12 protein-coding genes are annotated in these 12075 nt (G+C 47.3%); 6 read left to right on the top strand and 6 right to left on the bottom strand.

Going from position 1 to position 12075, the window contains the following annotated elements; all coding sequences use genetic code 11:
* The first annotated feature begins 141 nt into the window (after nt 1–141).
* The 4 genes from BBA02S_RS05665 (at nt 142) to BBA02S_RS05680 (ending at nt 5078) form a co-directional block, all read left to right on the top strand.
* The gene (locus BBA02S_RS05665; protein WP_082028044.1) at nt 142–741 is read left to right on the top strand and encodes a nitroreductase family protein; all 600 of its coding nucleotides are present in this window, start codon (nt 142–144) and stop codon (nt 739–741) included.
* 120 nt (nt 742–861) lie between these two features.
* Nucleotides 862–2004 carry an iron-containing alcohol dehydrogenase gene (locus BBA02S_RS05670; protein WP_041094687.1) on the top strand — a complete coding sequence of 381 codons (1143 nt, stop codon included), beginning with the start codon at nt 862–864 and terminating at the stop codon, nt 2002–2004.
* A 9-nt stretch (nt 2005–2013) separates the two neighbouring features.
* Nucleotides 2014–3648 (top strand): sensor histidine kinase, encoded by a 1635-nt coding sequence (locus BBA02S_RS05675; protein ID WP_041113474.1) that lies wholly within the window; start codon nt 2014–2016, stop codon nt 3646–3648.
* A gap of 8 nt (nt 3649–3656) precedes the next feature.
* The gene (locus BBA02S_RS05680; RefSeq protein ID WP_041113473.1) at nt 3657–5078 is read left to right on the top strand and encodes a sigma-54-dependent transcriptional regulator; all 1422 of its coding nucleotides are present in this window, start codon (nt 3657–3659) and stop codon (nt 5076–5078) included.
* A 36-nt stretch (nt 5079–5114) separates the two neighbouring features.
* Here the strand turns inward: BBA02S_RS05680 and adh are convergent, their stop codons facing one another.
* The 3 genes from adh to nagB all read right to left on the bottom strand — a co-directional run bounded on the left by adh (nt 5115) and on the right by nagB (nt 8756).
* Entirely contained in the window at nt 5115–6632 is a 1518-nt protein-coding gene (adh, locus tag BBA02S_RS05685; protein WP_041113472.1) for an aldehyde dehydrogenase, read from the bottom strand.
* A gap of 54 nt (nt 6633–6686) precedes the next feature.
* Nucleotides 6687–7697 (bottom strand): alcohol dehydrogenase AdhP, encoded by a 1011-nt coding sequence (gene adhP, locus BBA02S_RS05690; RefSeq protein ID WP_041095717.1) that lies wholly within the window; start codon nt 7695–7697, stop codon nt 6687–6689.
* 312 nt (nt 7698–8009) lie between these two features.
* A complete protein-coding gene (nagB, locus tag BBA02S_RS05700) occupies nt 8010–8756 on the bottom strand; it encodes a glucosamine-6-phosphate deaminase (protein ID WP_041113470.1) in 747 nt (248 codons plus the stop codon).
* 351 nt (nt 8757–9107) lie between these two features.
* On the opposite strand from nagB, the gene BBA02S_RS05705 reads away from it, so the two are divergent.
* Both BBA02S_RS05705 and BBA02S_RS05710 read left to right on the top strand, forming a co-directional pair.
* Entirely contained in the window at nt 9108–9686 is a 579-nt protein-coding gene (locus BBA02S_RS05705) for a bifunctional transcriptional activator/DNA repair enzyme AdaA (protein WP_041113469.1), read from the top strand.
* Nucleotides 9687–9688: 2 nt separating this feature from the next.
* A complete protein-coding gene (locus tag BBA02S_RS05710) occupies nt 9689–10237 on the top strand; it encodes a methylated-DNA--[protein]-cysteine S-methyltransferase (protein WP_041113468.1) in 549 nt (182 codons plus the stop codon).
* A 65-nt stretch (nt 10238–10302) separates the two neighbouring features.
* Here the strand turns inward: BBA02S_RS05710 and BBA02S_RS05715 are convergent, their stop codons facing one another.
* From BBA02S_RS05715 to BBA02S_RS20565, 3 genes are all read right to left on the bottom strand, one after another.
* Complete coding sequence (locus BBA02S_RS05715; protein ID WP_041094699.1) at nt 10303–11280, bottom strand: S66 family peptidase; 978 nt, start codon at nt 11278–11280, stop codon at nt 10303–10305.
* A 28-nt stretch (nt 11281–11308) separates the two neighbouring features.
* Complete coding sequence (locus BBA02S_RS05720) at nt 11309–11731, bottom strand: GlcG/HbpS family heme-binding protein (protein ID WP_041094701.1); 423 nt, start codon at nt 11729–11731, stop codon at nt 11309–11311.
* 79 nt (nt 11732–11810) lie between these two features.
* Nucleotides 11811–11981 (bottom strand): hypothetical protein, encoded by a 171-nt coding sequence (locus BBA02S_RS20565; RefSeq protein WP_156136528.1) that lies wholly within the window; start codon nt 11979–11981, stop codon nt 11811–11813.
* Between the last annotated feature and the right edge of the window lie 94 nt (nt 11982–12075).

The following is a 12075-nucleotide window of genomic DNA, read 5'->3' on the forward strand; positions in this document are numbered from 1 at the left end:
TTTAATGAACAAAGTTACTTGACATACCTTTATTTTTATTTTATATTTAGTTACGAAATGTAACAAACGAAGTTTTTAAGCTTTAGTCTATATTCGCCGCCTCTATGGCGGAAAATCATGAAAAGAAAGAAGGAAATGAAAATGGCAAAAGACTTTTATACTGCGGTAGAAGAAAGACGTTCTATTTATGTCATCAGCAAAGATCACGCTGTATCAAACGAGCGTATTCAAGAAGTGGTTGAGTTCGCAGTAAAACACACACCAACTTCTTTTAACTCCCAATCTGGCCGGGTTGTTGTTTTATTTAATCAGCATCATGACAAGTTTTGGGATTTAACGAAAGAAACTTTGCGTGAAATTGTTCCAGCAGAAGACTTTGGCCCAACAGAACAAAAAATGGAAATGTTCAAAGCCGGTTCTGGCACCGTTCTCTTTTTCGAAGACGAAGAAGCAGTAAGAGCTCTTCAAGAACAATTCCCGACATACAGCGATAAATTCCCGGAATACTCCCTGCAATCATCCGGCATGCTGCAATTTATTGTCTGGACGGCATTAGAACAAGAGGGCCTCGGTGCTACCCTTCAGCACTATCAGCCGCTTATTGATGAAAAAGTCCGCAACGAGTGGAATATTCCTGCCTCTTGGAAACTTCATGCTCAAATGCCATTCGGCCAGCCTGTGGCACCTGCTGGCGACAAGGAATTCCAGCCGCTGAGCGAGCGTATGAAAGTGTTTAAATAAGATCAATAAACAAGGGCTTATCCAGCTATTTTGGCTGAATAAGCCCTTTTTCCATATAAAAAACCTTTCGGTGAAATGATACAATAAGGAAAGAGAAATTAAACAAAAGGCGGTGTCTTTATGTATAAATTTGTGATGCCCGAAATTATTTTTGGCAGCGGGTCAATGAAGCATACGGGGGAAAGCTGTACCCGCCTCGGGGCCAAGCGAGTGCTGATCGTTACGGACGAAGGAGTCACTCAGGCCGGCTGGTCAGACTTGGTGGAAACAAGCTGTCGAGAAGCAGGTCTCGCCTCGTTTCTCTTTTCCAATGTCAGCATTAATCCTAAGGATAAAGAAGTGGAAAGCTGCGCCCGCGCTTATCTGGACTATGAATGCGATGCTCTAGTGGGAGTAGGGGGCGGAAGCGCAATCGATACTGCCAAGGCAGCTGCCGTGCTTGCGACAAATGGCGGACATATCCGCGACTATGAAGGGGTAGACCGTATTTCTTCACCGCTCCCTCCACTGGTGATGGTGCCGACAACTGCCGGATCAGGCTCTGAAGTGTCTCAATTTTCTGTCATCCTTGATACAGACCGGCAGAAAAAAATGACGATTGTCTCTAAATCTCTTGTTCCGGATATCGCCGTAGTGGATCCTGATGCTCTTTCGACAAAAAGTTCGTATTTGACCGCTTCTACAGGCCTTGATGTCATCACTCATGCCATCGAATCCTTCGTTAGTGTGGCGGCTACTCCGCTTACAGATGTTCACGCCAAAAACGCTCTGGCTTTATCGTCCCGTTATTTGCGCCCTTCTGTTGCCTCCAAATACAACAAAGAGGCGAAAGAGCAAATGGCAATGGCAAGCCTGCATGCAGGCCTAGCTTTTTCCAATGCCATTCTTGGCGCCGTGCATGCGATGGCCCATGCAATCGGCGGCCGTTACCCTTTTCTTCACGGCGATATCAATGCAGTGCTTCTTCCTCATGTCATGGAGTTCAATCTGCTGGCATCACCCGATAAATTTAAAGAAATCGCTTCTCTCATGGGAGAAGATGTACAATCACTTTCTCCGTCAGCGGCCGGGGAAAAGGCGATCAGCTTTGTCAAAAAGCTATCCATCGACATCGGCGCTCCGCTGACCTTATCAGAAATGGGATTTGAAGAAGCTTTTATCCCTGAAATTAGTGAAACAGCCTTAGCGGATGCCTGCATGATTACCAATCCGCGCGACATTACTGCGGAGGAAGTGGCCTCGCTTCTCCGCAAAGCTTTATAGGTGACAGCGATGAAAAAACAGGAAATGATTGAATTGCTGACAGGCGTTCGATCATCAAAACAAAACTACTATACAGAATTAAAAACAACGGTAGAGGAATTAAAGAAACGAAACAGCCAGCTGGAATTAATGAATGAAGTGATGAGAAGCTTTAATATGAATATGTCTGTTCAAGAAATGCTGGAAAAAACATTAAAAAGGCTCGGGGACATCTATCCCATCAAACGTGTCAGCCTTGCTCTGTTTGATGGCAAAGAACTCCGTCTATCTTATGTTTCTCCGGAAGAAGCGCTCTACTTAAAAAAGGGAACACCTTTTCCTCACAAGAACTCTCTATATTATGAAGTGTTTGCAACAGGACAGGAAAGGATCTATCAGAAAGGGGACACCTGCGAGTTCCTTGAAAAAGAAGCTTTTCAGCAGCTCAGCCTTCAATCTGTCTTTCTCTTCCCCTTGACAAGCCGGGGAAAAATCATTGGAGTGCTGTCATTGGGCGGATGTTCTCCCTTTTCTTATGATGCCAATGACCAGGCGTTCCTTTTGCATTTAGCCGGACAAATTGCGGTCTGTGTTGAAAATGCCCGGTTGTATGAAGAGGTTTTTGCCGGTAAGCAGCAGTGGGAAGAAACCTTCCGCGCCGTCTCTGATGCTATTTTGATCATTTCTCCGAACGGGACCGTTTTATCAAAAAATGATGCCGCTGTGTCTGCCTGGCCACTGGAAGACTTTGAAGATATTCGTCCCTTCATACAAGAGGCCTCTCGATCTGCAAACAATCCGTTTGAAGAAACCGTGAAGTCCCATAAGCCGCACTATGCCGAATTGCGGTTCCAAAATAAGTTTTATGACTGCTCCTGCTACCCGCTTTTCGGAGAGGAAGCTGCTCTTCATGCTGTTATTTTGTACAGTAAAGATGTCACCGAAAAACGGCAGATGGAGGCCCAGCTCCTTCATTCCGGCCAACTGGCAGCAATCGGGGAAATGGCAGCGGGAGTCGCGCATGAGCTGAACAATCCGTTAACCGCCATCATCGGCAACACGCAGCTGCTGTTGCGAAGGAATAAGATAAATGAACAAATCAAGCCTCTGCTCGATGACATCGACCTTTGCGGAAAGCGCTGCCGAACCATTATACGCAGCTTGCTCGCTTTTTCTAGACAGGAGGAGTTTGCTTTTAAACCCTGTTCTTTAAATCAAGCTGTGACAGAGGCTCTAAGTTTGACGCGCCGGCAAATTGAAAAGCAAAACATCCAATTAGATATCAGGCTGGCTGATTCCCTCCCTCTTATCAATGGAAATTTACAGCAGCTGAGCCAAATTGCTGTGAACCTGCTTATTAATGCTAAGGATGCTTTAGAGGAAGTAACAGACAGAAAACGAAAGTTGATCATTGAAACAGCAGCTGATCAACAGTCAGCTTTTTTGAAAGTAATAGATAACGGCAGCGGAATTGATGCTGCTATTGCCAATGAAATTTTCCACCCGTTTTTTACTACGAAGGCAGCAAGCAGCGGGACCGGTCTTGGGCTGCCCGTCAGCTTTGGAATTGCTAAATCACACGGAGGCCGGCTCTTTGCAGAAAGTATACAGCCGCACAGGACAATCTTCACGTTATCCATCCCCCTCTTAAATGAAAGGCTGTGAATAAACTGATGAAACGCATTTTAATCGTGGAAGATGAACGGGAAGTTGCCCGTTTTCTAGAACGTCTCTTTCGCTTGAAAGGATATGAAACGACTCATATTGAAAGTGGCCGTCGTTTTGACCAAATGAGCGATTATTCGTCCTTTCAGCTGGCCTTTATTGATATCCGGCTACCTGACCGCAATGGGCTTGATATTTTGCATGATTTAAAGAAGAAGGCTCCCCATTGCTCTTGCATCATCATGACGGGCTACAGTACGGTGAAAACGGCTGTAGAAGCCATTAAAAAGGGAGCTGCTGACTTTATTGAAAAACCATTCGAAGATATTGAAGCCATTGAACAGCTAGCTGATCGCCTGTTGAAAAACTCTTTCCTAAGTAGTAAGGAAGCCGGCTATGCAGCCCTTGCCGAACAGCTTGGCTGTTTTCTTGGCACGAACCCCCAAATGCACGAATTATATCAGTTTGCTTATAAAATCGCTTCTAAAAATATTACTATTTTAATAGAAGGGGAAACAGGCACAGGAAAAGAAGTGCTGGCCAATTATATTCACGCGGCGAGCGAACGGAAGGATAAACCATTTGTCGGCATCAACTGCGGAGCCATTTCGGAATCCTTGCTTGAGAGTGAACTGTTCGGCCATGTGAAAGGGGCTTTTACCGGCGCTGCAGCTGAGCGGGTCGGCTATTTTGAAGCTGCTTCGTCCGGCACGCTGTTCCTCGATGAAATCGCGGAGGCAACTCCAGCTACCCAAGTAAAGCTTCTGCGGGTGCTCGAAACGGGGGAGTTTATGAAAATCGGGGGAACTGTCCCAAGACGGACCACCGCCCGCATCATTGCCGCTTCACATGTTAACCTGGAAAAAGCCGTTCGCCAGAACTCTTTCCGCGAGGATCTGCTCTATCGCCTGGATGTCGTGAAATTGACCATCCCGCCGCTTAGGGAACGGCGGGAGGATATTCCGTTTCTTATTCAATCACTCATTCAGCAAACAAATGAGAAGATCGTTTTCGCCGAGGAAACCATTGAACAAATGGTGCGCTATGACTGGCCTGGAAATATGAGAGAGCTTGCCAATGTGATCCGCCGCACGGCTGCTCTAGCACATGAAGGCATGATTATTCCTCCTCACTTGCTGCCCGGAAAAGTAAATGGCCAGCATCCAGCTGTCCAGACGGTCGCTTTGAATACACAAGATGATTTTCTCAATGACTGGCGGCAGCTGTCCCGCAAAGTAGAGCATCTATATAAAGGTGAGCAGACCGTTCAGTTAAACGAACTGCTCCAGACCATGAAAAAAATGGAGAAAGATCTTATTGTAGCGGTTATCCACAGCACCTTAAAAGAAACTGCCGGTAACCGTGAACAGGCAGCTTCCCGGCTCGGTCTGTCCAAAAGACAAATACGCTACTATTTGAATGAAAAATAAAAGCAGCCAGCTCAAGTGCCGGCTGCTTGCTTTTGATCAAAAAAACCCAAGCGCCTCCTCGCTGTAGCTCACAAGCAGGTTTTTCGTTTGCTGATAGTGAGACAGCATCATCAAGTGATTTTCACGCCCGATGCCCGACATTTTATAGCCGCCGAAAGCGGCATGAGCCGGGTATTGATGGTAACAGTTTGTCCATACGCGCCCCGCCTGAATGCTGCGGCCAAAATGGTACGCCCGGTTCATATGCCTGGACCAGACGCCGGCTCCAAGCCCGTACAGCGTGTCATTGGCGATCGCCAGCGCCTCCTCTTCATCCTTAAAGGTAGTGACGGAGACGACCGGCCCGAAAATCTCTTCCTGGAAGATGCGCATCTTATTTGTGCCTTTAAAGACAGTTGGCTGGATATAATAGCCGTTTTCCAACCCGGCGATGGTGTTTCGGCCGCCGCCCGCGAGGCACTCCGCTCCTTCCTGGCTGCCGATATCTATATAGGAGAGGATTTTCTCCATTTGTTCACTGGAGGCTTGCGCGCCCATCATCGTGTCTGTATCCAGCGGGTTGCCGGTTTGAATTTGCCGGACACGCTGCAGGGCGCGTTCCATAAACTGGTCGTAAATGCTTTCATGAATCAAGGCCCGAGACGGGCAGGTGCACACTTCCCCCTGATTCAAGGCAAACATCACAAAACCTTCAATCGCTTTATTCAAAAAGGCATCGTCCTTCTCCATGATATCCTCAAAGAAGATGTTCGGCGATTTGCCGCCCAGCTCCAGCGTGACCGGGATCAGATTTTGGGAAGCGTATTGCATGATGAGCCGTCCGGTCGTTGTTTCGCCGGTAAAGGCGATCTTGGCAATGCGCTGGCTGGATGCAAGCGGCTTGCCGGCCTCGAGCCCGAATCCGTTGACAATATTGACGACACCCGGCGGCAGCAAGTCCTGAATCAGCTCCATAAACACGAGAATAGAGGCCGGTGTCTGCTCAGCCGGCTTCAACACGACACAGTTGCCAGCGGCCAAGGCCGGGGCGAGCTTCCAAACGCCCATTAACAGCGGGAAATTCCACGGAATGATTTGTCCGACCACGCCGAGCGGCTCATGAAAATGATAAGCTACCGTCTCATCGTCAATTTGGCTGAGTGAGCCTGATTGCGCACGGATGGCCCCTGCAAAATAGCGGAAATGGTCAATCGCCAGCGGAAGATCGGCGTTCAGCGTTTCCCGGACGGCTTTGCCGTTGTCCCACGTTTCCGCAACCGCAAGCATGTCCAGATTTTCTTCCATGCGGTCAGCGATTTTATTTAAAAGGTTGGCTCTTTCCGCCGCAGAGGTCCGTCCCCAGGCATCCTTGGCGGCATGCGCCGCATCCAAAGCAAGTTCAATGTCTTCCGCCTGCGAACGGGCGACCTCGCAAAACACCTCGCCCGTTACGGGCGACACATTTTCAAAGTATCGGCCGCCGACAGGCGCTTGCCACTGTCCGTTAATAAAATTTTCATAGCGTTTCTTAAAGGTTACTTTTGACCCTTCCTGTCCTGGATTTGCATAGATCATTACGCCTCGCCCTTTCACTTTGAATATATCTGCTAAACGGCTGTCCTGCTGTTTTTACATGGTCAAGACGATCCGGCCGTTAATTTTTCCTTGGACCATCTTGTCAAATACTTCATTAATCTCGTCAAGCGGCGCTGTTTCAATCTGGGCCTTTACTTTTCCTCTAGCGGCAAAATCAAGCGCTTCCTTCATATCCAAGCGCGTGCCGACGATTGACCCTTTGACTGTTACTCCATTTAATACAGTATCGAAAATCGGGATTGGCAGTTCGTCATTCGGCAGGCCGACGACCACTAATGTTCCGCCGCGTTTAACAGATTGGTAAGCCTGCTCGAATGCTTTCTTCGTAACTGCTACACTGACTGCTGCTTGCACACCGCCTACCCGGTTCTGAATAGCTTCGACTGGATTTTCCTTCATGCCATTTACCGCTTCATCCGCGCCGAGTTTTTTAGCCAGTTCAAGCTTGTCATCTGAAATATCTACAGCTACTACATTAAAGCCCATTGCCTTGGCATATTGGAGAGCGATGTGCCCCAAACCGCCAATGCCGTAAATGGCGACCCAATCTCCCGGCTTGGCTCCCGACACTTTAAGCGCTTTATAGGTGGTTACTCCAGCACATAAAATAGGAGCTGCTTCCACAGAACTAAGCGAATCTGGGATTTTTGCTGCATAGTCGGCTGCTGCAAGACAATACTCCGCATAACCGCCATCAACAGAATAACCGCCGTTTTCTTGATTTGGACAAAGGGTTTCTTGGCCTTGCAAACAGTATTCGCACTCACCGCACGCCGAATATAGCCATGGAATACCGACACGGTCTCCCACTTTTAATGAAGTGACACCTTCCCCGACCTCTTCAACCACTCCGACTCCTTCATGACCAGGGATAAGCGGCAGTTTCGGCTTTACCGGCCAGTCGCCATGAGCAGCGTGCAAATCGGTATGACACACACCGCATGCCTCGATTTTCACAAGTGCTTCTCCAGGTCCTGGCTTTGGCTTCGATACGTCCTTTACCTCTAAATCTTGCTTAAACTCATTGACCACCGCAGCTTTCATAAAGCTTGTACCCGCTTTTTTGCCTTCTTGCACAATTGTCTCCTTCATAAAGCTTCCCCCTTTGTTTGATTATTCAGTCTCTTTATTGCAAGGAGCGTGCCAGCTTTAAGCAGCTGATATGATAAGGTCTTTAACGAACAGCAGCCAACAAATCGGCTATTCGGGCCGATTTTTCGGCTTAGTCAGACAACAAATCGGCCTCCTCTTAAAAGTCAGCTTCAGCCCAATGAAAACAAAAGACAGCTCTGTCCTCCTTAAACAACGGAAAACAGAACTGTCCTTTCTGATAAGCAATTTGCCAAAAAACCAGGCTTAAGCAAACGCTTCTTTTATAGTTACTTTTTTCAGCGCTTCTTCATCGGCAATCACTGTCACATTAGGGTGTGAAAGCAGAGCCGATGCCGGAAAGCTCTCATCTGCTTCCCCTTGCAGTAAGCGGGCCATGGCATCGGCTTTTGATTCGCCTGAAGCCAGCAAGACAATTTCCTTGGCACGCATAATCGTTTGAATGCCCATCGTCAGCGCATGTGTCGGTACTTCATCCAGATTGGAGAAATAGCGGGCGTTGGCTTTTCGTGTGGATTCATCCAGCGTGACAATATGAGTTGTAGAGTCAAAGGAAGTACCCGGCTCATTAAACCCAATGTGGCCGTTCCCTCCAATGCCAAGCACTTGGACATCCACTTGGCCTGCTTCTGCGATAGCTTGCTCATATTGAAGACATTCTTCCTGCCAATCCTCTGCTTCGCCATTTGGCAAATGAACCTGGTCATTCGGAATATCAATATGGTCAAATAACTGCTCTCTCATGTATGAATAGTAGCTATTGCGGTCTTTCCGCGGAAGACCGGCATATTCATCCAGATTAAATGTTGTGACTTGCTTGTAGCTTGTACCGGCCGTCCGGTGATCCGTCACTAGCTGCTCATACATTCCTTCCGGCGTTCCCCCTGTTGCCAGCCCGAGGATCATCTTAGGGTTTTTCTTTACCCTTTCCAGTACGAACTTGGCAGCTTGTTCGCTTAATTCCTTGTAGTCTTTTACTCTTATAACATCCATATCCCTTACTCCTTTAAAAATATAAAAATTAGTCTATGCCAAAAGCTCGCTGCTGATCGTTCACTCGTTTTTTCTCTCAGTGCCAGTAAGGCGGCTGAAAGCGCGCAGCATCTCCTCTGCATCAATACAGCAAAAAGAATGACAATCACTAGGCTGATTAAACATAGCTAAAGACAAAACGACGGCTGATTCTATCGTTTTATTTATTATTACCATACACCTGACAAATAAGCTATCGCCTAATGGGGATATTTGGTTGCTTTTTATGAAAATTACGTTATTTTGCTTTCATATTATTGGCTTGCTGAACCAGCCAGATGATCGTGTACAATAAAAGGAGAGGTGAAGCTAATGATGGAAGACAAAACAAGCATCCCGGCTGAATGCTGGAGAGCCATTATAGAATGTGACGAGGCGTATGACGGCGTATTTTTTTACGGCGTGCAAACAACCGGAATTTTCTGCCGCCCTTCCTGCAAATCAAAAGCACCTAACCAAGAAAATGTCCGCATTTTCAAAAATGCTTCCGCAGCACTGAAAGAACAGTTCCGGCCTTGCAAACGCTGCAAGCCTGATGCTCTTCTTCTGCCTGCTGAAGAGTGGATTGGACAAATCGCCAGGTGGATCGAGCAGCATTACAGCCAGACTCTTACCTTATCCATGTTAGCTGAGGCGTTTCATGGCAGCCCTTTTTATTTGCAACGGTTATTTAAACAGCTAAAGGGACTGTCTCCAGCGGAATACCTTCAACAAGTCCGGTTGAAGCAAGCGATGAACCAGCTGGAGGAGACAGAGCAATCCATTGCCCTCATCAGCTCAAATGTCGGGTTTTCGAGTACACCTTATTTTATTACATTGTTTAAGAGAACCTTCGGATGCACGCCGTCTGCTTATCGGAAGCTGGCTCATAATAAAAAAGTGGAGGAATGAAGATGAAGCCAACAGAACGAATCATTCACTGGACGACTACAGCTTGTGGACAATGGCAGTTGTATGCAGCAAAAACGGAGAAAGGGCTTTGTTATGTCAGCTCTCCCGGCCAATCCTATGCCTCATTCGAACAGGCTCTTCATAAGCGTTTTCCCCAGGCGGTTTTGGCAGAAAACGCGAAGGAATTGCAGCCGTTTACAGAGGAGCTGACCGAGTATTTGCAAGGAAAACGGCAGGCTTTTTCCCTTCCTGTCGATATAAAAGGAACGCCTTTTCAGGAAAAAATATGGGAGACCTTGACCAAGATTCCGTATGGACAGACGTGCTCTTATTCGGATATTGCCAGCCTGATTGAAAATCCTAAAGCCGTCCGGGCTGTCGGTGCGGCGATCGGCGCCAATCCTGTCTTAATCGCTGTACCGTGTCATCGGGTGATCGCAAAGAACGGGGCTGTGACCGGTTACCGCGGGGGCATTGAGATGAAGCAGGCATTGCTGGAGTTGGAAGCAAACATAGGCAGCACGGCCAGCCTTTCGCGCAGATTTCTTTAACGAAGCCATAAAAAGTCATCAGAAAAAAGCTTGCTGATGGTCCAGGCAAGCTTTTTTGATAAATATTATGCTCCGTAAACAAGGATGTCCACCCTGCCATGTTCCGCCGTAATCTCCGCATAGCCGCCCACAGGCAGCGTGGCTATTGGATCTGTGTGGCCAAAGCTGACATTAGCAAGTACGGGAATGCCGTCAAGCTCCGGCTTATTTTTCAGAAGCGAGACCAGGGCCGCTTCGGTAATATCAGATTCTTTTTGGAAACGGCCAATCAAGACCGCTTTCAAGTCTTTCGCCTCCGGTAAATGAAGAACCGACTGCAAATCGCGGTCGAATTTCATTAAGTGAGTCTCGTTGTCATCTTCAATAAAAAGCACCGCATCCTTTAAAGAAGGCATAAATTCCGTTCCCTGCAGCAAATTAAGCGTACAGAGATTGCCGCCGACCAGCCTTCCTTCCGCCTTTCCTTCGTTGACCGCCAACGGGCCCTCATTTGGATAATATGTGCGGTCTTCCTGATCTAAATACCACTTATCATCGCTCCACGTATCTGGAGCTTCCAATTCAAACGGCGCATCATTCGTTAAGGCAGCCAGCATTCCCTGAATTGTATAGTCCGCCATCTGCTTCATGCCAAATGTAGAGAAGAAGGGACCTGAATAAGTAATTAATCCTGTTTTGCGGTAAATAGCCAGCTGCAGCGCTGTCATGTCGCTGTAGCCTATTAAGATTTTAGGGTTATTTCGAATCAGCTCATAATCTATGCGGGCGAGCAGCTGATTGGCATTATAACCGCCAATAGCTGTGAAAATGGCTTTCACATTTGGATCGCCAAATGCCTCATGCAGATCAGCCAGCCGGTTTTCCACAGATGTGGAAAACACGAGATCATGCTCATCAACATAGCGGCCGAAAGTAACATGAAATCCAAGTCCCTCCAGCCGTTCTTTCGCCAGTTCTATTTGTTTTCCTTTTACAATTGCCATGCTCATTGACGGAGCAATGACCCGAATTTCATCTCCGGGCTGCAAACGCGGTGGCTGCATATTTCTTCCCTCCAGCTTTCTGACAAATTCATGATGTAATTAATTTTAGCGCCGCTTCGCAGCAGGCCTGATCCTGTTCAAGCGAACCGCCGCTTACTCCGATGCCCCCTGCCAAGTCTTCTCCGCAGCGTACCGGGTAACCGCCGCCGAACACGGTCAGCCGCTTCGTATGCACAATACCGGTTTTCAGTGACGGCTTATCTTTAATAACATCATACCATTCATGTGTAGGCCGTCCAAACGCAGCAGCCGTATAGGCTTTATCCTGGGCAATTTCAATGCTTAATAACGGTGCCCGGTCCATTCTGGAAAAAGCGAGCAAATTTCCGCCGCCATCCACAATGGCTACGTTCACAGTAATCCCCAGCTCCTTCGCCTTTCCCTTTGCCGCCTGAATCATTTGCTCAGCCAAATCGCTGGAGATTGTCTTTTGTTCAATAAACCCCTTCATGCCTCTTTCCCCCTTACTTTGTTCTAAATGAAGCTTGCTTTTCTAGCTATATTAAGAAAAGACGGCACAGTGGCCGCCTTTACCTGCTATGTACATTCTCTTTGTACATTTCCTGCATTCTTTCTTTAATTATGTGCATAACTTTTTCAACTTTACTGTCATCCCGATAAGCTTCTTCATAAGCTTCCTGCATGAGCAACAATAACTGTTCCTGTTCTTGCACCTTCATTTGTTTACCTCGATTATCCACTAGTTTTCTTTCCCTGCCGAAACAAGTTTATCATACTATAAAATTTTGAAACTTCCAAGAAAAAAGCAAATTATTTCCTTTTGTGTCACATTTG

Source organism: Bacillus badius NBRC 15713, from assembly GCF_001591605.1.
GTDB lineage: Bacteria > Bacillota > Bacilli > Bacillales > Domibacillaceae > Pseudobacillus > Pseudobacillus badius.

Bases quoted from the DNA above. Each gene is read 5' to 3' on its own strand.
- BBA02S_RS05665 (WP_082028044.1), top strand. From the start codon at position 142: ATGGCAAAAGACTTTTATACTGCGGTAGAAGAAAGACGTTCTATTTAT.
- BBA02S_RS05670 (WP_041094687.1), top strand. From the start codon at position 862: ATGTATAAATTTGTGATGCCCGAAATTATTTTTGGCAGCGGGTCAATG.
- BBA02S_RS05675 (WP_041113474.1), top strand. From the start codon at position 2,014: ATGAAAAAACAGGAAATGATTGAATTGCTGACAGGCGTTCGATCATCA.
- BBA02S_RS05680 (WP_041113473.1), top strand. From the start codon at position 3,657: ATGAAACGCATTTTAATCGTGGAAGATGAACGGGAAGTTGCCCGTTTT.
- adh (WP_041113472.1), bottom strand. From the start codon at position 6,632: ATGATCTATGCAAATCCAGGACAGGAAGGGTCAAAAGTAACCTTTAAG.
- adhP (WP_041095717.1), bottom strand. From the start codon at position 7,697: ATGAAAGCTGCGGTGGTCAATGAGTTTAAGCAAGATTTAGAGGTAAAG.
- nagB (WP_041113470.1), bottom strand. From the start codon at position 8,756: ATGGATGTTATAAGAGTAAAAGACTACAAGGAATTAAGCGAACAAGCT.
- BBA02S_RS05705 (WP_041113469.1), top strand. From the start codon at position 9,108: ATGATGGAAGACAAAACAAGCATCCCGGCTGAATGCTGGAGAGCCATT.
- BBA02S_RS05710 (WP_041113468.1), top strand. From the start codon at position 9,689: ATGAAGCCAACAGAACGAATCATTCACTGGACGACTACAGCTTGTGGA.
- BBA02S_RS05715 (WP_041094699.1), bottom strand. From the start codon at position 11,280: ATGCAGCCACCGCGTTTGCAGCCCGGAGATGAAATTCGGGTCATTGCT.
- BBA02S_RS05720 (WP_041094701.1), bottom strand. From the start codon at position 11,731: ATGAAGGGGTTTATTGAACAAAAGACAATCTCCAGCGATTTGGCTGAG.